The organism is Streptomyces bobili, from assembly GCF_002154575.1.
GTDB lineage: Bacteria > Actinomycetota > Actinomycetes > Streptomycetales > Streptomycetaceae > Streptomyces > Streptomyces bobili.
Window position 1 is genome coordinate 18057 of the sequence record NZ_MUBA01000119.1, and the last position, 20752, is coordinate 38808.

20 protein-coding genes are annotated in these 20752 nt (G+C 68.6%); 10 read left to right on the forward strand and 10 right to left on the reverse strand.

Annotated features, from left to right (window positions below; translation table 11 throughout):
* Positions 1-81 precede the first annotated feature (81 nt).
* The gene (locus BZL64_RS10630) at positions 82-927 is read left to right on the forward strand and encodes an alpha/beta fold hydrolase (RefSeq protein ID WP_086768438.1); all 846 of its coding nucleotides are present in this window, start codon (positions 82-84) and stop codon (positions 925-927) included.
* Between the two features lie 400 nt (positions 928-1327).
* Here the strand turns inward: BZL64_RS10630 and BZL64_RS10635 are convergent, their stop codons facing one another.
* Positions 1328-1960, reverse strand: a complete 633-nt coding sequence (locus BZL64_RS10635; RefSeq protein WP_158101520.1) for a TetR/AcrR family transcriptional regulator — start codon at positions 1958-1960, stop codon at positions 1328-1330.
* A gap of 89 nt (positions 1961-2049) precedes the next feature.
* On the opposite strand from BZL64_RS10635, the gene BZL64_RS10640 reads away from it, so the two are divergent.
* Both BZL64_RS10640 and lpdA read left to right on the forward strand, forming a co-directional pair.
* The gene (locus tag BZL64_RS10640) at positions 2050-3228 is read left to right on the forward strand and encodes a saccharopine dehydrogenase NADP-binding domain-containing protein (protein ID WP_244205291.1); all 1179 of its coding nucleotides are present in this window, start codon (positions 2050-2052) and stop codon (positions 3226-3228) included.
* A gap of 212 nt (positions 3229-3440) precedes the next feature.
* Positions 3441-4853 carry a dihydrolipoyl dehydrogenase gene (gene lpdA / locus BZL64_RS10645; RefSeq protein WP_086768410.1) on the forward strand — a complete coding sequence of 471 codons (1413 nt, stop codon included), beginning with the start codon at positions 3441-3443 and terminating at the stop codon, positions 4851-4853.
* Between the two features lie 456 nt (positions 4854-5309).
* Here lpdA and BZL64_RS10650 read toward each other — a convergent pair whose 3' ends face one another.
* The gene (locus BZL64_RS10650) at positions 5310-6782 is read right to left on the reverse strand and encodes an amidase (RefSeq protein WP_208639412.1); all 1473 of its coding nucleotides are present in this window, start codon (positions 6780-6782) and stop codon (positions 5310-5312) included.
* A 257-nt stretch (positions 6783-7039) separates the two neighbouring features.
* On the opposite strand from BZL64_RS10650, the gene BZL64_RS39800 reads away from it, so the two are divergent.
* On the forward strand, positions 7040-7210 hold the full coding sequence (locus tag BZL64_RS39800; RefSeq protein ID WP_158101521.1) for a transposase: 171 nt from the start codon (positions 7040-7042) through the stop codon (positions 7208-7210).
* A 315-nt stretch (positions 7211-7525) separates the two neighbouring features.
* Here BZL64_RS39800 and BZL64_RS10660 read toward each other — a convergent pair whose 3' ends face one another.
* Positions 7526-8131: a TetR/AcrR family transcriptional regulator gene (locus BZL64_RS10660; protein ID WP_086768416.1), complete on the reverse strand. Its 606-nt coding sequence runs from the start codon at positions 8129-8131 to the stop codon at positions 7526-7528.
* Between the two features lie 471 nt (positions 8132-8602).
* Here BZL64_RS10660 and BZL64_RS41065 point away from each other — a divergent pair, with 471 nt between their 5' ends.
* Positions 8603-8785: a hypothetical protein gene (locus tag BZL64_RS41065; RefSeq protein WP_244205292.1), complete on the forward strand. Its 183-nt coding sequence runs from the start codon at positions 8603-8605 to the stop codon at positions 8783-8785.
* Positions 8786-8787: 2 nt separating this feature from the next.
* Positions 8788-9453: an alpha/beta fold hydrolase gene (locus tag BZL64_RS10665; RefSeq protein ID WP_244205293.1), complete on the forward strand. Its 666-nt coding sequence runs from the start codon at positions 8788-8790 to the stop codon at positions 9451-9453.
* Positions 9454-9521: 68 nt separating this feature from the next.
* Here the strand turns inward: BZL64_RS10665 and BZL64_RS10670 are convergent, their stop codons facing one another.
* Positions 9522-9776, reverse strand: a complete 255-nt coding sequence (locus tag BZL64_RS10670; RefSeq protein WP_086768418.1) for a glycoside hydrolase family 3 protein — start codon at positions 9774-9776, stop codon at positions 9522-9524.
* Positions 9777-10401: 625 nt separating this feature from the next.
* Between BZL64_RS10670 and BZL64_RS10675 the strand changes: the two genes are divergently transcribed.
* The gene (locus tag BZL64_RS10675; protein WP_167396118.1) at positions 10402-11265 is read left to right on the forward strand and encodes an alpha/beta fold hydrolase; all 864 of its coding nucleotides are present in this window, start codon (positions 10402-10404) and stop codon (positions 11263-11265) included.
* 261 nt (positions 11266-11526) lie between these two features.
* Here BZL64_RS10675 and BZL64_RS10680 read toward each other — a convergent pair whose 3' ends face one another.
* On the reverse strand, positions 11527-12120 hold the full coding sequence (locus BZL64_RS10680; protein WP_086768422.1) for a TetR/AcrR family transcriptional regulator: 594 nt from the start codon (positions 12118-12120) through the stop codon (positions 11527-11529).
* 165 nt (positions 12121-12285) lie between these two features.
* Between BZL64_RS10680 and BZL64_RS10685 the strand changes: the two genes are divergently transcribed.
* Positions 12286-13857, forward strand: a complete 1572-nt coding sequence (locus tag BZL64_RS10685; RefSeq protein WP_086768424.1) for a long-chain-fatty-acid--CoA ligase — start codon at positions 12286-12288, stop codon at positions 13855-13857.
* 41 nt (positions 13858-13898) lie between these two features.
* Here the strand turns inward: BZL64_RS10685 and BZL64_RS39010 are convergent, their stop codons facing one another.
* The 3 genes from BZL64_RS39010 to BZL64_RS10695 all read right to left on the reverse strand — a co-directional run bounded on the left by BZL64_RS39010 (position 13899) and on the right by BZL64_RS10695 (position 16274).
* Positions 13899-14060, reverse strand: coding sequence for a KR domain-containing protein (locus BZL64_RS39010; protein WP_107430264.1), 162 nt, complete (start codon positions 14058-14060; stop codon positions 13899-13901).
* Between the two features lie 101 nt (positions 14061-14161).
* Positions 14162-15229: an alkene reductase gene (locus BZL64_RS10690; RefSeq protein ID WP_086768426.1), complete on the reverse strand. Its 1068-nt coding sequence runs from the start codon at positions 15227-15229 to the stop codon at positions 14162-14164.
* 205 nt (positions 15230-15434) lie between these two features.
* A complete protein-coding gene (locus BZL64_RS10695; protein WP_086768428.1) occupies positions 15435-16274 on the reverse strand; it encodes an alpha/beta fold hydrolase in 840 nt (279 codons plus the stop codon).
* A 67-nt stretch (positions 16275-16341) separates the two neighbouring features.
* Between BZL64_RS10695 and BZL64_RS10700 the strand changes: the two genes are divergently transcribed.
* Positions 16342-17019: a TetR/AcrR family transcriptional regulator gene (locus tag BZL64_RS10700; protein WP_167396119.1), complete on the forward strand. Its 678-nt coding sequence runs from the start codon at positions 16342-16344 to the stop codon at positions 17017-17019.
* Positions 17020-17422: 403 nt separating this feature from the next.
* Here BZL64_RS10700 and BZL64_RS10705 read toward each other — a convergent pair whose 3' ends face one another.
* Both BZL64_RS10705 and BZL64_RS10710 read right to left on the reverse strand, forming a co-directional pair.
* Positions 17423-18253, reverse strand: a complete 831-nt coding sequence (locus tag BZL64_RS10705) for an enoyl-CoA hydratase/isomerase family protein (protein ID WP_030949978.1) — start codon at positions 18251-18253, stop codon at positions 17423-17425.
* Positions 18254-18632: 379 nt separating this feature from the next.
* Positions 18633-19331 carry an SDR family oxidoreductase gene (locus BZL64_RS10710; RefSeq protein WP_086768430.1) on the reverse strand — a complete coding sequence of 233 codons (699 nt, stop codon included), beginning with the start codon at positions 19329-19331 and terminating at the stop codon, positions 18633-18635.
* Positions 19332-19959: 628 nt separating this feature from the next.
* Between BZL64_RS10710 and BZL64_RS41930 the strand changes: the two genes are divergently transcribed.
* Positions 19960-20094: a hypothetical protein gene (locus BZL64_RS41930; RefSeq protein WP_279634598.1), complete on the forward strand. Its 135-nt coding sequence runs from the start codon at positions 19960-19962 to the stop codon at positions 20092-20094.
* Positions 20095-20752 lie beyond the last annotated feature (658 nt).

Sequence of the window (20752 nt, forward strand, 5' to 3'; positions counted from 1 at the left end):
CTGCCCGTTAGATTAACCGTCTAAGGCGGTTAGTCATGTCGAGGAGGCGCATTGACGGGACAGCCGACAGTGACGACCGGAGTGACGCAGGTGGACGGGGTCCGCCTGCACTACGTCCGAGCGGGATCCGGCCCCCTGCTCGTGCTGCTCCACGGCTGGCCCCAGACCTCCGACTGCTGGCGGCCGGTGCTGGCGGATCTCGCGGCCAGCCACACTGTCGTGGCGCCCGACCTGCGCGGCTACGGCCTGAGTGACAAACCCACGGCCGGTTACGACAAGCGGCGGATGGCTGCCGACATCGCCGGTCTCGTTGAAGCGCTCGGCTTCGAGAAGGCCGCGGTCGTGGGGCACGACCGCGGCGCCCGTGTGGCGCACCGATGGGCGCTGGATCGCCCCGAGCAGGTGGAGCGGCTGGCCGTACTCGACATCGTGCCCACCCGGGAGATGTTCCGTCGCTTGGATGCCTCCCTCGCCTCCGGGTACTGGCACTGGCTGTTCCAGATGCAACCCGACCTGCCAGAGCGCCTCGTGGGACGCGACATCCGCGGATATCTCGAGTACTTCTTCGAGCGCTGGACCTACAACCGCCACGGCCTGACACCCGAAGCAGTCGACGCCTACGTCCGGGCGTTCTCCCGTCCGGGTGCCCTGCGCGCGAGTTTCGACGACTACCGCGCCATGGAGCAGGACGTCGCCCTCGACGACATCGACGCCGCCGAGGGCCGGCGCCTCACCATGCCGGTACTGGCGCTGTGGGGTTCCGTGGGGCTGCCCTCCCGCCTGCCGACGCTGGAAATCTGGCGCGAGTACGCGGACGACGTCACCGGTGCAGAGATCCCGGAGTGCGGCCATTTCATCCCGGAGGAGCAGCCGACAGCGATGCTGGCGCATCTGCGGCCATTCCTGGCTGACGCAGGGGCTGTTTAGCGCGGGTTTCCGTCCATGAGCGCATCGGCGATCTCCTTGGAGAGCACCCACGATCAAGAGCGGCGAACGGATGTGTGCGAAGTCGGGAGTTGAACAGAGTGGTCAGCGCTTGGGGTGTCGGGTTCCCTGTGTGAGGTCTCGGGGAGGACGGCGATGCCGTAAGAGCTTCCTGCGCACAGGCAGATGCTTGCGCCCATGCCGAGACTGCCGCTGAGGAAGCCGATGAATACCGGGAATGCCGGCGCGACGATGCGGCACCTCGCCGCGAAGAACATGATGTCCCTCCGGCGGCCCATGCGGTCGGCCAGGGTTCGAGGACGAGGCGGCACGCTGACGACAGGTCACCGCGGCCGAGGCGGGTCGCCATACGCCGACGCCGCCCGTCAGGCCCCGGTTCAGATCAACCGCGGGCACTGATGTTGTCGGCCGCCAGGCCCGACATCAGCAGGGTGAGCGCATGGAACGTCCTGGTCAGGGCGTCCTCCCGGTCCGCCGAGGCCGCGATGATCTGGTTGCCCTCGCACAGGCCGGCCAGCAGCAACCGGGCGACAGTGGCGACGGGAACGTCCGGTTGCAGTTCACCGCGTTCGGCCAGAACGGTCAGCAGCCGTTCGATCGGCGGCTGGGCGACGGTGTCGTTGATGTGCCGGTACTGCCCTCCCAGGACCGAGGGTGCCTGGGCCATCAGCTCCCGGTGCAGGGGGTCGTCGATCGTCCGCCGCAGGAAGGCGTGCGTGAGGTCGGCGACCGCGGTCATGGCGGGTTGGTTCGGCCTTGTCGCACGGATCGCCTCGCATGTCGCGTCGCTCAGGGCGCCGACCTGCTGTAGCAGTTCGGTGTAGAGCTCGGCGAACATCGCCTTCTTGTCCGGGAAGTGGCTGTAGAAGGTGCCCTTGCTCACCCGCGCCGCCCCGGTGATGGCCTCGACCGACGTGTTGGCGAACCCGTTGTCCACGAACAGTTTCCGTGCGGCCGTCACCAGGTCCGCCCGGGTCTGCTCCGCATACATCTGTCGTCGGTTTGGGCCTCGCATGCGAACCATCGTATATTCAATGACCTGAGGTCAGTGAATGACTAAGGGTCAGTAGTCGTGACAGTACCCTCCGGAAGGCAGGCGGAGCCGTGGAAAAGCGCAGGATCGTGTTGCTGGGTGCGACGGGGTACACCGGGCAGCGCGTGCTCCGGGAACTGCTCGCACGAGGGGAGAAGCCGACCTTGGTCGGGCGGAGCCGGACCAGGATGCTGGCCCTGGCCGACCGCTTCGAGGCGGACCTGCCGGTGGCCGAGGTCGACGTCACCTCGACGGCCGACCTCACGCGCCTTGTGGAGCCCAGCGATGTCGTCGTCTCCACGATCGGCCCGTTCATGCGGCTCGGTATGGCCGTGGTCACGGCTGCCGCGCGGGCGGGGGCCCACTACTTCGACTCGACAGGGGAGGGGACCTTCGCCCGCCGCGTCCTCCTTGAGCTGGACGCCGTCGCGGCCCTCCGGGGAGCGACCCTTGTGCCCGCGTTCGGCTACGACTACGTGCCGGGCAACCTCGCCGGCGCGCTCGCCCTGACGCGGGCGGGCGAGCGGGCACGCCACGTGGAGGCCGGCTACTTCATCACCCGTGCCGGGCAGGGCGACGAGCTGCTCTACCGGAGCACCCTGCGCGACGCGTACACCCTGACCACGGGAGGCACACGTCAGACGCTGGTCGCTGCGGCGGCCGAGGACGGGTTCGCCTACCGCAGCCCGCGCCCCTGGGCCACCGCCCGTGTGGTCGACGAGCGCGTCGGCAAGCGGGTGCGTACCTTCCATTACGGCGGCGTGAAACGTGCGACCATGACCGTCCCGGGCACGGAGCATCTCGGACTGCCGGAGGTCTTCCCCCAGTTGGAGAGCGTCGAGGTGGGCCTCGGGTGGTTCGGACGGTGGACGCGCCCGGTGCAGATCGCCGCCACGATCCAGGCACCCTTGTTGCGCTCGGCGAAGGTGCGGGCCGCCCTGGAGCGGTGGTCCGAGCGGCTCCCGGGATCGCAGCGCGAGCCGGATCCCGACGGCCGTTCCCTGGTGATCGCCGTCGCTCGCGACGGCCGAGGCCGCCCCCTGGCCACGACGGCGCTCACCGGACCCGATCCGTACGAGATGACGGGCTCCCTCCTGGCATGGGGCGCCGCCCGCGCGGCTCAGCCGGATGCCGTCCTCAAGCCCGGTGCGCACGGCCCGGTCGCCGCCTTCGGCCTCGACACTCTCAGGCTCGGTGCCGCCGAGGCCGGAGTACACGAAGTCGACGGGGCGTCGGCCCGCCGTCGATGAGGACTGAGCGGGCATAGATCACCGCGCCGCGCCGCTGAAGCTGACGTCGGGAAGCCGCTGCCGAGATGGCGGACCATACGGTCGCCTCCACCGTTTCCCCGCTGCGGGAGGTGGCGGATGCCGCCGCCGGCGTGTTGATGAACAGATCGTTCGATCGGGAGTGCGTCCGCCCCTCGCGGAGGCGGGCCGTCCCAGCGGAAAGGAAGCCGTCCATGGACGAGCAGGGTGAGAGCTTCGACGTCGTCGTACTCGGCGCGGGCCCCGGCGGATACGTCGCCGCCATCAGGGCCGCCCAACTGGGCAAGCGCGTCGCGGTCGTCGAGGAGAAGTACTGGGGCGGCGTCTGCCTGAACGTGGGCTGTATCCCTACCAAGGCCCTGTTGCGCAACGCCGAGCTCGCGCACATCTTCACGCGCGAGGCGAAGACCTTCGGCATCAAGGTCGACGGTGAGGTCTCCTTCGACTACGGGGAGGCCTTCCGCCGCAGCCGGAAGGTCGCGGACGGCCGGGTCAAGGGCGTCCACTACCTGATGAAGAAGAACAAGATCACGGAAATCGGCGGCCGCGGCACGTTCCTGGACCCGCACACGCTCCAGGTGGCCGACTACGACGGCAACACCCGCACCATCGCCTTCGATCACTGCATCATCGCCGCCGGGGCGAGCCCCAAGCTGCTGCCCGGCACCCGCCGTACCTCGCGCGTGGTGACGTACGAGGAGCAGATCCTGGCCGAGGACCTGCCGCAGTCCATCGTGATCGCCGGCGCCGGGGCCATTGGTGTCGAGTTCGCGTACGTGCTGCACAACTACGGCGTGAAGGTGACGATCGTCGAGTTCCTGGACCGGGTCGCCCCGCTGGAGGACGCCGAAGTCTCCACCGAACTGGCCAAGCAGTACCGGAAGTTGGGCATCGACGTCCTCACCTCGACCCGCGTCGAGTCGATCGACGAGTCCGGCCCGCAGGTCCGTGTCACCGTCACCGGCAAGGACGGCGCCCAGCAGGTCCTGGAGGCCGACAAGGTCCTGCAGGCGATCGGCTTCGCCCCGAACGTCACCGGTTACGGCCTGGAGAACACCGGCGTGCGCGTCACCGAGCGCGGCGCGATCGACGTCGACGGCCGTTGCCGCACCTCTGTCCCGCACATCTACGCCATCGGGGACGTCACCGCGAAGCTGATGCTCGCGCACGCCGCCGAGGCGATGGGTATGGTCGCCGCCGAGACGATCGCGGACGCGGAGACCATGGAACTCGACTACGTGATGATCCCGCGGGCCACTTTCTGCCAGCCGCAGATCGCCAGCTTCGGTTACACCGAGGCGCAGGCACGGGAGAAGGGCTTCGATGTCCAGGTCGCCAAGTTCCCGTTCACCGCGAACGCCAAGGCGCACGGCCTGGGCGACGCGACCGGCTTCGTGAAGCTGATCAGCGACGCCAAGTACGGCGAGCTCCTGGGCGGCCACCTCATCGGTCCCGACGTCACCGAACTCCTCCCCGAGCTGACCCTGGCCCAGCAGTGGGACCTCACCGTGCACGAGGTCGCCCGCAACGTCCACGCCCACCCGACGCTGGGCGAGGCGGTCAAGGAGGCCGTCCACGGCCTCGCCGGCCACATGATCAACATGTAGCGGGACGCTCGAAGCGGCAACAGGGCCCGTTGGGGCTCGGACGGCTTCGCGCCCTCGAGCTTCCGAGGGCCCTGATCCTTTGGTGCGGGGCGATCCGGGGCGGGGGTTCTCGGAGGCATTTGAGAAGCTCAACGCCGAGATGTCCTTGGTTCAGGCGTCTACAAGAACGCGGGCCGTCAGTGTCGCCCCCAGCGTGACCACAAGCAGGTGGGTATCCGGGCTTCCCCGAACAGGAGGGCCCGGCAGGACCGCCCTGTACGAGATCTACGACCTGGCCACGACCTTGGCTGGGTCGCGATCCGGTTGGCTGCGGCACCGAAGACGTCGTGTGCGATGCGGTCGTCGCTGACGAGGTCGCGGTGTGCTCTGGAGAAGTGGCAGGCGGAATCCGGCGGCAGCCGTGACACGTGCGGGTCGGGTGGTGTGCGTCGTTTTCCTGGTGCCCCGGGTTGGCGGTCAGATCTGGACGAGGGCCGGAGGCGGCACGAACCCGTCTACTTCCCGGCCGAGCAGCGCGGCGAATTCGATGGTGGTGAGATCGCCTCCGCTCGGGCCCATGGCCTGCAGCCCGATGGGCAGTCCGCTTCTGCCCTTGCGCACGGGGATGGTCGTTGCCGGCCCTCCGGAGACGTTGGCGACGGCGCTCCACTTGACCTGGTCCCAGTAAGGGCGTCGTACACCGTCGACCTCGAAGGGCCGCCCGAACCAGTCGATCAGTTTGTTGTGATGAGCGGGGGCAGCCGTCGGCGTGACCGGCATGAGCACGATGTCGAAGTCCTGGAAGAACTCGAACCAGCGCTGCCGGATCTCGTTGCGCACCATGTGGGCCTGCAGCCAGTGGAAGTGGGACTGGAAGGTTCCGCGCAGGGCGGGTCCGGCGTCGCCCCGCGGGTGCTGGACGAACCGGGCCAGGGTCGCGGCACTGGGGGCAGGGGCAAGGCCGGTGCGGTCGCCCGCGCCGAAGAGCAGGGGCGAAAAGGCCTTCCGGTGATTCGTCGCGATGTCGACGGGGAGGCTCGCGGGCTGGACGGTGATCTTTGCACCGGCCCTACGTAGCACGGTGACCGCGTCGTCCATGGCCTCCATGATGTCGCTGTCGACCGGACACGAGGGATCCTCGCTCCAGACGGCGACCCGGAAATCGGCGAGCCTGGTCGCGCGCGGCGGTGCGAGCGTGTAGCTGAAACCACCGTCGTAGTCGGCCGGCCCGACCGTCGCCCGCAGGATCGGGACGAGATCACGGGCGTCTCGGACCTGGGCGCCGCCGCAGGCCATGTCGGCTTCCGTCCATCGTCCAGCGCCCGGGCCGTAGGGAACATGTCCGATGAGGGGGATCGACCGCCAGGTCGACTTGTGGCCGTACAGGCCGTTGAAGTGGGACGGGATCCTCGTCGATCCACCGATTTCCGAGCCGAAGTCGAACGTGGTGAGGCCTGCGGCGGTGGCGACGGCGCCGCCTCCGGCGGATCCGCCCGAGGTGCGGGTCCGGTCCCACGGGTTTGATGAGGGGCCGAACACAGGGTTGTCGGCCTGGACGTCCTGGTTGCCCGGAGGCATGTTGCTCTTGCCCATGATCACGGCACCCGCCGAGCGCAGCCGCTTGACCGCCTCGGCGTCCTGTTCGGGCACGTAGTCCTTCAGATCCATGCGCCCGCAGACAGTGCGCATGCCTGCGGTCTCGTAGCTGTCCTTGACCGTGATCGGCACGCCGTGCAGCGGACCGAGGTCCTGCCCCGCCGCCCGCGCGGCGTCTGCTTCCCCCGCCTCGCGGCGGGCACGCTCGGGGTCCAGGGTCACCACCGCGTTCAGTGCGGCGTTGTGGACGGCGATCCGCTCGAGATAGATCTCGACAAGTTCCCGGCTTGAGATCTCACCCGCGGCCAGTGCGCGTGACTGCTGTACGGCGGACTGGAAGGGGACGTCACTCACGGCATGCCTCATCTCTGACGCTGACGGCGCCGAGTGGAATTGCGGTCGTAATATTATATTTGGCAGACCATAGGCTGGGAACGGGTGTACAGCAATGGCCTTGCGGAGGGGATCCTGTGGCGCGGCACGAGCGCACGACCCGGAGCGGACCATCCAGAGGGCTGGCCCGCCTCGTCGCGGAGGAAACTGCGCACGCGGGCCGTGCTGACACCAGGCTTCTGGGGACTTGAGGGGCCTGGCGAGCTGGTCTGAGATCCGTGAGCAGTAGCCAGACTCGGATCCGGCACGAGCAGTACACCGACCACTGGCGGCGCCGATATGCGATCCGCGCAGGATGCGAGGGCACAGTCTCCGAAACTGTCCACGCCCACGGCCTGCGGAAATGCCGTTACCGTGCCTTGCCGAAACCCACGTCCAGCATGTGCTGACCGCAGCCGGAACCAACGTCTCCGCCCCCTCGCGGTCGGCGGCGAACCCCGGGGCATCGGGATGAGCGTGAACGACCTGCACGACGAGCTGATGCGGCACCTGGGCGAGCCCACGAAACCCGGACCGGCCGACTGGTCCTCGCGGCAGACGACGCCCGCGACGTCGTGCCTGGGCGTAGAGGGTGGACGGGGCCGCGTGCAGGCTCCGGGTGTCGAGTGGACGCCTCTTCCCGTAGGGGTGTCGCGCCGCAGGTGAGGGGTTGGAGCGGCGGGGGCGGTGCGGCGCGCGCTCCGCAGTGTCTGTGTGTACGCCAGTCAGTGCGCCGTCCTGGTGTCTCCTTCGTGTTCGATGCCCAGGAGCGCGAGGGCGTTGTGGACGCCCTGATCGAGGACTTGGTCGGCGAGCTGCGGGTCGGCGAGGGCCCGCGAGAGCTGGAGTGTGCCGGCCATCATGGCGTAGGAGCTGAGTGCCATGGGGCGGACCGAGAGCGGGTCGTTGGGCGCCAGGCGGGCGGCGATGCCGTCGGCGACCACCAGTACGCCCTCGGTGTAAGCCTGCTTGGTCGGGTGTGTGCAGCGCCCTATCTCGTCGAGCAGGGCGGCGGATGGGCAGCCGACGTCACGGCTGTCACGGTGCCAGGGGGACAGGTACCAGCGCACGATCTGTTCGAGGCCGGCGCGGCCCGGCTGTGCGTGCGCGATGATGCTCGCGTTCTGGGCCTGCAGCTGGTCGGCGATAGTGGTGGCCACCAGGTCGTCCTTGGACGTGAAGTGGGTGTAGAAGGCGCCGTTGGTCAGCCCGGCGTCCTTCATGAGCGCCGTGATGCCCGAGCCGTCGATGCCGTCCTCCTTGAAGCGGCGGCCCGCCGTCTCGATGATCCTCCGCCTGGTGGCCTGCTTGTGCTCTTTCCTGTACCGCACCGCACACTCCTCTGCGCGCCGGGTGGGCCGCTCGCCCTCCGTCGGCTCCTCCAATGTATTATATTGTGAACGTAATTCAATGACTCCGGATTCCGGTGCCCTCGCGGCCGGTGCGGGGCCGCCGCCCCTCGGCCCCCGTCGCACCGGACCGCTTGTGCCGCCGGACCAGGCGGTTCCGCGGCCGGGCCGCAGGCCCCGCTCACCACGGGAGCCCCCCCACGCGCCCGAGTTGCCCCGCTTAACATTATGATCATAATTTCATTGTTCTGTGGTGGTGCGGTGGATTCCGGGGTGATCGGAGCGAGCCGGTGACCGAGTGATCCGAGCAGATCGTCGGCCTTACCCACAACCCTGGCTCGCCGCATGGGGCGCCGGCCGAGGGCAGCGACCCCGCAGACCCGGCATGTCTTGGTGTGCTGCGTGAGCAGACCCGCGAGACATGACGGGCACCCGCCCACAGAGAAGGACGTCATGAGCACCTATCTGGCAGACAAGGCCGAGAACCTCACCGTGGAGGGGTCCTCCGCGACCTTCACCTACCGGCGCATGGGTCCGCAGGGCGGTGTCCCGCTGGTCCTGCTGCAGCGTTTCCGGGCGACCATCGACTGGTGGGACCCGGAGTTCCTGGACTACCTGGCCGCCGACACGACGTGATCGTGTTCGACAACGTCGGCGTCGGCTACACCACCGGCGAGCCGCGCGACTCCCTCGACGGATTCGCCGAGGGCGCCGCCGAGTTCATCGAGGCCCTCGGCCTCGCGCGGGCCGACGTGCTCGGCTGGTCCCTGGGGGGCTTCGTGGCCCAGCGCCTGGCCGCGCGTCGCCCGCAGCTGGTGCGCAAGATCATCGTGGCGGGCAGCGGCCCGACCGGCTGGGTGCCCGGTGCACCGGAGGCGAGCGAGAAGGTCCTGGGCATCATGGCCAAGCCCGATGCCGACCAGGAGGACATGCTGTACCTGTTCTACCCGGAGACGAACGCGGCCCGCGCCTCAGGGCACGAGCACTTCGCCCACGTCGCGCCCCGGCTCGCCGCCGGTGGCCCCGTGGTCACCGAGACAGCGGCGCAGGGAATGCTCGCCGCGATCGGCCAGCTCCTGGCAGCGCCCTTCGACGAGGTACGGGCCGAACTGGAGTCCATCAAGCACCCCGTCCTGTACGCCAACGGCCTGCACGACGTGATGGTCCCCGCCCACGCGTCCTACGTCGCCGTCCAGCACCTGGCCGACGCCACCCTCCTCCTCTACGGCGGCGCCGGCCACGCCTTCCTCTTCCAGCACGCCAATGCCTTCAGTAAGCAGGTGGCCGACTTCCTCGCCGCCTGAAGACGCCGACCGCGCCGCCGATCCCGAACCTCGGGCGACGGCCGGTCTGCCCTCGTGCAAGGGCCGCCTCACAGCCGTGAGGCGGCCCTTGCACGGCTCCGGCCGTCATCACCGTCGAGCCTGGGCAGCCGGTGCGTACCGGCGACGTGACCTTGTAGCGCTCGCATCCCCGGGGTGAAGGCCTGGACGATGGCGTCGGCGCCGAGTGCCCGGGCGGGCAGGGTCGAGGGCAAGCCCTGGACCAGGACGACGAAGGGCCGGTCGAGCTTCCGGAGGGCGTCGAGGAGTGCGATCTGACGTCCGATGAGCTTCAGCGTCGCCATGGAGCGGCCTTCCCCGGTCAGGCCGATGGTGTTGCCGACGAGCGCCGCAAGCGCTGCACCAGGTCCGCTGCGGGTGCAGGCGGGAGGTGCGCCGTACCGGTGGCGGGGGGTTCGGGGCTGAGGCGGGCGTCGTCGTGGTCCACGGTGTGCACTCCGGCCCAGTCCTCGTCCTGGAATCCGGGCGTAGCCAGGCGTCGTCCTCACGCCGGGCATCGATGCCATGACCGCTGTACAGATCGTCGGCTGTCCCCGGTCCGGGGCCGGACGTCCGCGACTTGCCGGTCACGACCAGCGTCTCGTGGCCGCCGGCATAGGTGAGCCGCTCCTGCCCTGGTGGTTCGCTGTGCTGGTGCACCCCCGACGCCCGGGGAACCCGTGATTCCGCCGCTGTGCATTCCGTTCGGCCTGCCCACTTGCACCCCGATGAAATTATGGTCATACTTCAATAGTCGACGGGTTGTTCAGGGACCTGATCCAAGAGGTTTCCCGCTTCCTGGGCCTCCTCTGACCGCCGACCCCGGGCTGCAGCCGCAGCCGGGAGACCGGGGAACCGCTCTGCGCCCACCTGCGAGGAAGCAGAGGTCGGCGCACAGTGGCGGTAATCCTCACATCGAAGGGCACGACCGTGAACGCACGCGAAACACGAGGCAACGTGGTGACGTCGTACAAGAACGCGCAGACCCGCACCGTCACCGCCGACGGAGTGACCTTCGCCTACCGCGACCTCGGCCCCCGCACCGGCATGCCGGTCATCTTCATCACCCACCTCGCCGCGGTCCTGGACAACTGGGACCCCAGGGTCGTCGACGGCATCGCCGCCAAGCACCGGATGATCACGTTCGACAACAGGGGCGTGGGCGCGTCAACCGGTGAGACGCCGAAGACCATCGAGGAGATGGCCAAGGACGCCGTCACCTTCATCCGGGCGCTGGGCTTCGAGCGGGTCGACGTCCTCAGCTTCTCGATGGGCGCCATGATCGCCCAGGTCATCGCACAGACCGACCCGCAGCTCATCCGCAGGCTGATCCTCGCGGGCACAGGTCCGGCCGGAGGCGAGGGCATCAAGAACGTCACCCGGATCTCCCACTTCGACACCCTCCGGGCACTGCTCACCCTTCAGGACGTGAAGCAGTTCCTCTTCTTCACCCGCACTCCGAACGGGATTCGGGCCGGCAAGGAGTTCCTGGCCCGCCTGAAGGAGCGCACCCAGGACCGGGACAAGGCGATCCGGCTCACCTCCTACTTCTCCCAGCTCAAGGCCATCCACCGCTGGGGGCTGGCGCAGCCGCAGGACCTGTCCGTCATCCAGCAGCCCGTACTCGTCGCCAACGGCGACAACGACAGGATGGTTCCGACGCCGAACTCGCACGACCTGGCCCGGCGACTGCCCAACGCCGAGTTGGTGATCTACTCCGATGGCGGCCACGGCGGCATCTTCCAGTACCACGAGCAGTTCGTGCCGACGGCTCTCGTCACGTGTTCGAGGTAACCGGCCTGCTCGCCTCTCGGCCCTGCGGCGCCGAGGCGGTTGTCGTGCAGGATGGCGATACGGAGACCGGTCGACGTCCCGTTCGGGCACCAGGACGCAGGCACCAGGCCCAGGACCTGCACTACCGCTACGGCGTATTTCGAACGGGCGCAGAGTCAGCCGCCGTACGAGCGGAGGATCCCCGTGCTGGCCGCTCCCGAGATCGCAGTTACCCCACGGACCATCCGCTCGACCGGCACTGGCGTCCCGGCCCGTGCCAGGTCATCCAGCCGGTGCTGACGTGCATCGCGCGATGGCGAGGGCGTTCTCGATTCCCTGCTCGAGGATCTCGTCGGAGAGCTTCCGGTCGGAGAGCGCGCGGGACAGCTGCAGCGTTCCCACCGCCAGGGTGAAGAGCCCGACGGCCTGACCGCGGGCGGACTGCGGATCCTCGGGTGCCAGGCGGGCGGCGAACTCGTCCACGATGGCTTTGGCACCGTGGGTGTAGGCGTCCTTGGTTCCGTCACCGCAGCGGCCGATCTCGTCCAGCAGGGCGGCGTTCGGACAACCGTTGCCGGGGTTGTCCCGGTGCTCGGGCGACAGATACGAGCGGATGAGATCCTCGAGGCCCTCGCGGCCGGGCCGCAGTGTGCCGAACTGCTCCACCTGCGCGCGCAGCTGCTCGGCGACGACGTGAGCGACGAGGTCGTCCTTGGACTCGAAGTGGGCGTAGAAGGCCCCGTTGGTGAGCCCGGCGTCCGACATCAGCGTGGAGATACCGGAGCCGTCGATGCCGTCCTGCTTGAACCGGTGGCCGGCCCGCTCGATGATCCGCTGCCGCGTCACCTGCTTGTGCTCCTTGGTGTAACGCGCCACAGGGTTCCTCCCCAACGTTGCCGGACCATTGCCTTGTATCTCATCCTAATCTATGGTCTGACGTGCGTAATATTACGGTCGGCAGGTGATTGTTGGCCGATCTATCGCCCAGCAGACGGCAGGCCCGGCTGGACCGCCCTCACCCGCAGAACCAGGAGAGCAACGATGCTCAGCCCGAGCCGCAACGTGTCACGACTGCTGACGGACACCGCGTCCCGACACCCCGAGCGCACCGCGATCGTCTTCGGTGAAGACCACATCACGTACGCCGCCCTCGACGCCGCCGCCAACCGTGTCGCGAACCTGCTCGTCTCGCGCGGGATCCAGCCGGGCGACAAGGTCGCACTGTCCTGCCCCAACCTCCCGCACTTCTCCACCGTCTACTTCGGCATCCTCAAAGCCGGCGCCGCTGTCGTGCCGCTGAACGTGCTGCTCAAGGCCCGCGAGGTCGCCTACCACCTCGCCGACTCCGACGCGAAGGCGTACTTCGCGTTCGAAGGCACGCCGGAACTGCCGATCGGGCAGGCCGCGTGGGAGGGGTTCCGGGCGACCGAGGGCTGCACCGAGTTCTTCCTGATCGAGAGCGGCGGCGCGGCCCCGGCCGGGGGCGGGAGCCGGACACCGGAGTCCTACCAGGCGGTCGTCGCCGAGCAGCCCGTGACGTTCCGGACACTCGAGCGCGACGAAGACGACACCGCGGTGGTCCTCTACACCTCCGGCACGACCGGCCATCCCAAGGGCGCGGAGCTGCGCCACCGCAACGTGTACGACAACGCGCTCGTCGGCCGCGACCTGTTCGTCGCGGATCCCGGGCGCCCCGACACCTACTTGTGTGCGCTGCCGCTGTTCCACGCCTTCGGCCAGACCGTCGTGCAGAACGGCGCCTTCGCGTTCGGCGGCACGATCGTGATGCAGCCGAGGTTCGAGGCGCAGGCGGCCCTGCGCCTCATGCTCGACCACGACGTGACGTTCTTCGCCGGGGTCCCGACCATGTACTGGGGTCTGCTCGCGGCACTCGACGAGACGGTCGACGTCGCCCGCCTGGCGGCGAACCTTCGTGTGGCCGCGGCCGGCGGTGCGGCGCTGCCCGCCGAGATCCACAAGCAGTTCAAGGACCGCTTCGGCGTCACGATCCTCGAAGGCTACGGACTGTCCGAGACCTCGCCGATCGCGTCCTTCTCCCGTTTCGGCGAGGAGCCCCGCGTCGGTTCGATCGGTGTGCCCATTCCGGGCGTGGAGATGAAACTCATCCGTGATGACTGGTCGGATGCCGAGGGTGGCCCCGAGGAGATCGGGGAGATCGCGATCAGGGGACACAACGTCATGAAGGGCTACTACAAGCGGCCCGGCTCGACGGCCGAGGCGATCAAAGAGGGCTGGTTCCGCTCCGGCGACCTCGCCCGCAGGGACGAGGACGGCTTCTATTACATCGTCGACCGGTCCAAGGACATGATCATCCGGGGTGGCTTCAACGTCTACCCGCGTGAGATCGAGGAAGTCCTCATGGAGCACCCCTCGGTCTCCCTGGTCGCCGTGATCGGCGTACCGCACGAGTCCCACGGCGAGGAGATCAAGGCCGTCGTGGTGAAGGAGGCAGGCAGCGACACGACCGAGGACGAGCTCGTGGCCTGGGCGAAGGAACAGCTCGCCGGGTACAAGTACCCGCGCGTCATCCAGTTCGTCGACGAACTGCCCCTGACCTCCACCGGCAAGATCCTCAAGCGCCACCTTTCCTGAGCAGGCTGTCTCGGCCAGGGCGGCCGAGCCAGGTGGCAGAATCAGGCGCCCGAACCGAGGTGTGCGACCCGGGCGCCGCGGGAGATGAGGGCCCGGGCCATGGCGCTGCCGAGTCCGCCGGTGCCGCCGGTGATGAGGACGACCTTGTCGGCGAGTCCGGATTCAAAGCCGCGGGGCGGGACCTCGTGGTCACTCGACGGCATACCGCTCGCGTCGCGAGCGCATGTTCACTGCTGCCTGGCTGTGCCGTGCGTACGCCGAAGCGCCCGAGGAAGGAGATTGCCTCGGGCGCCGGGCGCTTGGGTCAGGCTGCGTAGGTGGGGTAGTCGGTGTAGCCGGCCGCGCCACCGCCGTAGAAGGTGGCGGGGTCCGGGGTGTTCAGGGGTGCGCCAGCACGTACGCGCTCGACCAGGTCGGGGTTGGCGAGGGCCATGGAGCCCACGGTGATGACGTCGGCGATGCCGTTCTCGATGTCCTTGGCGCGGGTGGCGATGTCGGTGCCGGCGCGGTTGAGGATCAGCGTGTGGGGCCACAGCTCGCGCAGTGTGCCCAGGAGTTCTTCGTCGCCGCCGTGGCCGATGTGCAGGTAGGCGAGGTTGAGGGGGGCGAGGGCGCGCAGGAGGTGCGGGTAGAGCTCATGCGGGTCGCTCTCCGTGAGGTCGTTGAGCTTGAAGGGGTTGCCGGGAGAGATCCGGATGCCGGTGCGGCCGGCGCCGATCTCGTCGGCCACGGCCGTGGCGACCTCCACCGCGAAACGGATGCGGTTGTCGAGGGAGCCCCCGTACTGGTCGGTGCGCTGGTTGGTGCTGGGGAAGAGGAACTGGTTGACCAGGTAGCCGTTGGCCCCGTGGATCTCGACGCCGTCGGCGCCGGCCGCGATGGCGGCCGCGGCGGCGCGCCGGAAGTCGTCGACCGTCGCGGCGACCTCCTCGGTGGACAGCTCGCGCGGCTCCGGCATCTCCTGGAGCCCGGACGGGGTGAACGTCTGGCCGGCCGGCTTGATCGCGGAGGGTGCCACCGGCTGCCGGTGGTGGGGGGTGTTGTCCGGGTGGGAGATGCGCCCGGTGTGCATCAGCTGGATGACGATGCGTCCGTCGGCCTTGTGTACGGCGTCGGTTACCTTGCGCCAGCCTGCGATGTGATTCTCGGTGTAGATACCCGGGGTCACCGGGTAGCCCTGGCCGTCGGCGGAGGGCTGGGTGCCCTCGGTGATGATGAGCGCGTGCGAGGCGCGCTGGGCGTAGTACTCGGCGTTCAGCTCGGTCGGCACGCCGTCCGGGGTGGCCCTGCTGCGGGTCAGGGGGGCCATGGCCAGCCGGTGCGGCAGGGAGATCTTTCCGGCGACGGTCGGGGTCCACAGGCTGTCGAGCATGCGTGATTCCTCAGGTTGTTGGTGGCGGACATCCGGCAGACCTGCGTTCCGGGCGGTGCATCCGATGAGGCATGTGAATCCGATGAGACATCCGACATGAGCATGGGCAAATTAAATTACGTACGTAATGCTTTACTGGTGGTGGGCGGCGCAGGAATGTCCGGAGCGACCGTCGGCCGGGGACGTGCCGTTCGCGCGCAGCTGCCTACTCGTCGAGGAACTGAATGGCGTGCTTCAGGAACCGCTCGGGGTACTGGAACTGCGCTCCATGCCCGGCGTCGGGGTAGATCAGCAGTTGGGCGTTGGGGATGTTCTGGGCGAGGTGCCAGGAGTTGATCGAGGCGATCATCACGTCGTTCTCGCCGTTGAGGACCAGCGTCGGCTGGGTGATCGCGTTCAGGTGGGCGTAGGGGTTCTCGCCCGGCAGCGGTTCCGCGTAGGCGACGGTCGCTTCGAACTGCGCCTGTGCGACCTCGGGCGAGCTCGGCGGGTCCTGGTCGGCCCGCTGGTGGCGGCGCTCCCAGAAGGCCTTGCCCGCTTGCTTCGCGGCTTCCGAGCGGCCGAAGAACAGGAAGAGGAAGTCCTCCAGGGTGGGGACCGGGTTGAGGGCGTACTGAGGCACCTGGGGGTCACTTGTCGGGTCCCCGCCGCGGAGGCCGGTGCCGAGCAGGAGGAGCTTGCGCACCAGCTGGGGGTGGCGCAGCGTGACCTCCTGCGCCTGGAAACCGCCGAGCGAGAAGCCGAGCAGGTCGACCTGCTCCAGCCCCAGCGCCCGAATGACCGCGGCGATGTCGTCGGCCATGTCCTCGATCCGGTTACGCGGCGTGCCCGATGACGAGGCGACGCCGCGGCCGTTGAACAGGATGACCTCCCGGCCTTCGGCCAGGCCGTCGGTGAGCAGCGGGTCCCAGTTGTCCATCCCTCCGCGGAAGTGCTGGACCAGGAAGATCGGGACGCCCGAGGGCTTACCCCAGCGGCGGTAGGCGAATCGGTCGCCGTCGACCTCGATGTACTGAGTCGGTGCGGTCACATGTGTGTCAGTCATGGCCTGGGCCTTTCTGGAGGGGTGAGCAATACGATGACGGTCATCATCTAAAAAGTCAAGGCCTTTGATGTCGATCGACATCTATGTATGCTGGACCGTCGAGCGTCGAGCGTCGACCGAGGAAGGGACGGCTGACATGCGGGTCACCAAGGCACAGGCAGAGCAGAACCGTGCCCACATCGTCGCGACAGCCTCCAGGCTGTTCCGTGAGCGCGGCTATGACGGTGTCGGCGTGGCAGAACTGATGGCAGCCGCCGGGTTCACCCATGGCGGGTTCTACAAGCACTTCCGCTCCAAGGCCGACCTGATGGCCGAAGCGTCCGCGAGCGGGCTCTCACAGACCGTGGCACGGACAGAAGGTGTGGACGCCGCCGAGTTCGTCGAGCGCTACGTCTCGCGGGAGCATCGCGACGGGCGCGGTGACGGCTGCACCATCGCGGCCCTCGGCGGCGACGCCGCACGTCAGCCGGTGGACATCAAAACAGAGTTCGCAGCCGGAATCGAGAACCTGCTGACGGCCCTTCAGGCTCAGAGTGATACGCCGGGGGATGCGGACCAGCGCGCGGCCCGCACGATGGTGATCGACATGCTCGCCCACTCGGTCGGCGCGGTCATGTTGTCGCGGGCATGCCCGGACGGTTCTCCGCTGGCGGACGAAATCCTTGATGTCTGCCGCAAGGAGATTCTCGCCTCGCTGGCGCACGGCAGCAGCGATCAGCCGGCAGCACTGGGCCCAGAAGCCTGACCGCAGTCGACCGACGCAGGGCCGACCACCCGAGAGTCAGACACTGACGCAAAAGCCTGCGATTTCGAGCCGTTGGTGCGGCATTGCAGCAGAAGCCCTCTCAACGGATGGTCTGCGCCGCTGCCGAGAGCTGTTCATGTGCCGTCGGCGAAGTCACGGCACCGGACGCGAGAACGGTCGGTCCACTTGCACGGGACGACGGTGGGGGATTGGCCGTCGCGTTTTCCGTGTTCGGACCCCCGTGGGTGCGGCCGGGCCCTCCAGCCGGGAGAGCCGGCGGCCGGGCTGCCGTTGAGACGTGCCCGGCCGCCGTGGGAACCCTGATGGGTGGGGGATGGAAGCTGCCCGGGGTGTTGCGGCGCCTACGGGCGCCCTTTGGGGCGCTGCGGTCGGTCGTGGGTGATCAGAGGGCTTCGCTGACCCGGCCGATGTACTCGCCCAGCTGGTACTCGACGTCGAGGCCCTTTTCGGCGGCCAGTGCGCCGAGCCCGACCGCACGCGCGGCGAATCCCGGCTGCGTCAGGGTGCCCGCGAACTCGCCGAAGGAGGCGACCAGGTGGGCGTCCGGCGGCAGTGTCGCCCGGTTGACCTGGGACTTGGCGGTCGCCAGTGCCTGCCGGTCGAAGGAGGCGAGGCGGGCGACGGTCGCGTCGACGAAGGCGTCGAGTTCCGCGTCGGGCAGGGTTCGGGTGACCCATCCCCAGCGTTCGGCCAGGTCGGCGTCGTAGTCGGCACTGCCGAGGATGGCCTCGAGCGCCCGGTCGCGGCCGATCGAACGGGGGAGTCGCTCGGCTCCCCCTCCGCCGGGGACGAGGCCGAGGCCGACCTCGGGCTGGCCGAAGAACGCCTTCTCGCGGCTGGCGTAGCGCAGGTCGCAGGCCAGGGCCAGCTCGTTGCCGGCGCCGCGCGTACGGCCCCGGATGGCCGCGATGCTGACAAACGGAGCCTTGCTCAGCCGCAGGACCATGTCGGTCCACAACGGGTTGTCGTCCTCGTGCTCGGGCGCGGGGAGGTCGGCGGCCGCGGTGGCGTCGAAGTGGTTGATGAAGAAGTCGGGAAGTTCGCTGGCGAAGACGACGACCTGGATGTCCGGGTCGTTCTCCAGCTCCGAGACGATCTTGTGCAGCGTCACGATGGACTCGGGGATCACCAGGTTCACGGGGGGATTCGAGAACGTGATCCTGGCGGTCCGCGGGGTCGTCCGCTCCAGGCGGATCGTGCTGGGCTGGCTCATGGCGTGGTTTCCATTTCCTGAGGGGTTGGGCTTGCGTGGCCGTGATCGCGTTCGGCGACCACGGAGCTGTTGCGCCTGGTGGGGTGCGGGTGTCGCCGACTTGTCACTCGGAGCTGCATCGGCTGGGTCGGCCCCGCCTGCACTTGTGCGGCATGGTGTGGGCTCCGTTCGTTCGAGCTGATGGCGAGCCGGCGCCTGCCCATTTACATTACGTTCGTAATGCAATAGGCCCGGAAACGCTCAGCAGGCAAGACCCGACACGCGGGGGAACCGTCGGCGGTCGTGTTGCACGTATGGCCGACCGACTAACCGTAGATGCTGTGCCGTGGCGTTCCCTTGCGGACGTGCCTGGCGGTTGGCCCGTGGGGGTGGGTGCTCCTCAGGGGAGCTGCGGGTAGAGCACCGAGATGCCCCCGGACAGTGCTGCCTGTGCCTGGCGGGCGGCGTTGTCGGCGAGGATCTCGTAGGCGCCGGAGGCGATGCCGTCCACGGCGATGCGCGCGATGTCGGTGGGGTCGGACTTGGCCGCGTCGACGGTTCGGACCATGTCGGTGTCCATGTAGCCGACATGCAGAGCGGCGACGCGGATGCCCTGGTCGGCGAGCTGCAGGCGCAGGGTGTTGGTGAGCGACCACTCTGCGGATTTGGCGGCGCAGTAGGCGCCGAACTCGGGGTAGCTGACCCAGGACAGGCCGGACAGGACGTTCAGCATGGCCCCGCCGCCGTTGGCCGCGATCTGGGGTGCGAAGGCGCGGGCCACCGTCAGGGTGCCGAGGTAGTGGGTGTTCATCTCCAGGCGGATGTCGTCCAGGTCGGCGGTGAGCAGGTCGGCGCCGGTGGAGGAGCCCGCGTTGTTGACCAGGATCGTCACGTCGCCGGTGGCAGCGGCGGCGGCCGCGACGGAGTCGGGGTCGGTGATGTCGAGTGCGATCGGCTTGGCGCCGGGCAGGTTGACCTGGTCGGGGTTGCGGGCGCCTGCGTAGACGGTGGCGCCGCGGCTGAGCAGTTCGGTGGCGAGGGCCCGGCCGAAGCCCCGGTTGGCTCCGGTGACGAGGGCGGTGCCGGTGGAGAGGTCCATGAAGGTTCCCGGTGGAGTGGAGAGGCGGTGACCAGAGCACGGATGGCGTGGCCCGATGCGGCCCAGGTCCATTAAATTACGATCGTAATAGTAAGCAGGCTGAGTCAGTGATCGCAACCGATCCGCCCGGTGAACGACGCTGCGCCAGGCACCTTGGCCGGAGCACCGTCAAGGAGACAGGCGAGTGGTGCCCTAGATCCGCCGCGCTCTACCGCGACATAGGGGACCCGGGCAAGGCGCCCACCGAGCCCGTGGCGGACCTGACCCTCAATCCGGGGAACGTCTGTACGTGCGTGCCGCGAGGCCTGTGGCACGCGGCCTCCGCCGATCAGGGCACCGCTCCCTGCCAGACATTCACGGTGAGGCAGCCGCCGGCCTTGGCCGCTGAAGCCGCGGGTGATGGCACCGGCGCCGCTACACGGCGGAGAGCTCCCCGGCATGGTCGACCAGGAGCTCGCCGACCTCATCCGGCCGGGCCTGACCCCGCACAGGCGTGTGTTCTGGGGGTCGCGTCATGCCCAGGAGTGACGGACTTCTGGCCGCCTCGGGTGCGCCACACTGGAGGGAGGCGGCCGATGCCGTCGCTTCAACCCTCCCTGACCGCCGCCAAGTTGCGGGAGTGGAGAAGGTGGCGTCCGTCGACACCGACCGCATCGCCGTACGTCAGCAGTACGTGGACGAGCGATCCCCCGAGTTCGTGGGCAATCCGGGCCCCGGCCGTGACCTGCTAGACAGCCGCCCACTCCGACCTGCACTGGGCTAAGGTCACCGCGCCACTGAGGATTCTCGACTGGGAGGGCTGGGGCCTACTCGCTGCTCCAGGAAGAACGTCGCAGCCTGCGTCCGCCGGCGCCGTCCGAAGCCCGGACCTCCTCCACGGAGCCCGGGTCACGCACATCGGGCCAGGCCCGCGGATCCATCTGCGCGACCTCCACGAGCGACAGTTGCAACCGCGCAGGTGACTCCGCTGTGAACTGCCCGAGCCAAACTGACTCGATATCAGGCCGCATGACCTTTAGAGGGGGAAGGCAACATCTCAGATACTCCATAGTTTTTTTGCTTCCATCAGGGGGCATGGGGAGTGCCCGGCAGGTCCGGTCCCGCAGGAGAACGGGTTGAACTGCTCCTTCCCTCTCCAGACCGGGGCCTGCCTCACAGGAGCCACGCGGCACACCCTCACCTGCTTGCCAGCCAGTGGACGGCCGCGGAGCGGACGTCCACTCAGATACCTTAGCTACAAGGCAAGTTGCAGATTTCGAACAGAGCTGAGGGAGCGTGGAGAGCGGAGCGCGGAGCGATCGGCTCTCCACGCTCCTGACACCCATTCAGTGATCCACGGAGTGGATCACCTCCAACCCCCGCGGAGCGGGGGTTGGGCTCCCGCCGCGTAGCGGCGGCGCGTCGTGTCTGCGGAGCAGACC

Excerpts from the sequence above, each read along its gene's own strand:
- BZL64_RS10710 (WP_086768430.1), bottom strand. The coding sequence starts at position 19,331 with ATGGACCTCTCCACCGGCACCGCCCTCGTCACCGGAGCCAACCGGGGC.
- BZL64_RS10685 (WP_086768424.1), top strand. The coding sequence starts at position 12,286 with ATGCTCAGCCCGAGCCGCAACGTGTCACGACTGCTGACGGACACCGCG.
- BZL64_RS41065 (WP_244205292.1), top strand. The coding sequence starts at position 8,603 with ATGAGCACCTATCTGGCAGACAAGGCCGAGAACCTCACCGTGGAGGGG.
- BZL64_RS10670 (WP_086768418.1), bottom strand. The coding sequence starts at position 9,776 with ATGGCGACGCTGAAGCTCATCGGACGTCAGATCGCACTCCTCGACGCC.
- BZL64_RS10700 (WP_167396119.1), top strand. The coding sequence starts at position 16,342 with ATGTCGATCGACATCTATGTATGCTGGACCGTCGAGCGTCGAGCGTCG.
- BZL64_RS39010 (WP_107430264.1), bottom strand. The coding sequence starts at position 14,060 with ATGCCGTCGAGTGACCACGAGGTCCCGCCCCGCGGCTTTGAATCCGGA.
- BZL64_RS10690 (WP_086768426.1), bottom strand. The coding sequence starts at position 15,229 with ATGCTCGACAGCCTGTGGACCCCGACCGTCGCCGGAAAGATCTCCCTG.
- BZL64_RS10705 (WP_030949978.1), bottom strand. The coding sequence starts at position 18,253 with ATGAGCCAGCCCAGCACGATCCGCCTGGAGCGGACGACCCCGCGGACC.
- BZL64_RS10695 (WP_086768428.1), bottom strand. The coding sequence starts at position 16,274 with ATGACTGACACACATGTGACCGCACCGACTCAGTACATCGAGGTCGAC.
- lpdA (WP_086768410.1), top strand. The coding sequence starts at position 3,441 with ATGGACGAGCAGGGTGAGAGCTTCGACGTCGTCGTACTCGGCGCGGGC.
- BZL64_RS10635 (WP_158101520.1), bottom strand. The coding sequence starts at position 1,960 with ATGCGAGGCCCAAACCGACGACAGATGTATGCGGAGCAGACCCGGGCG.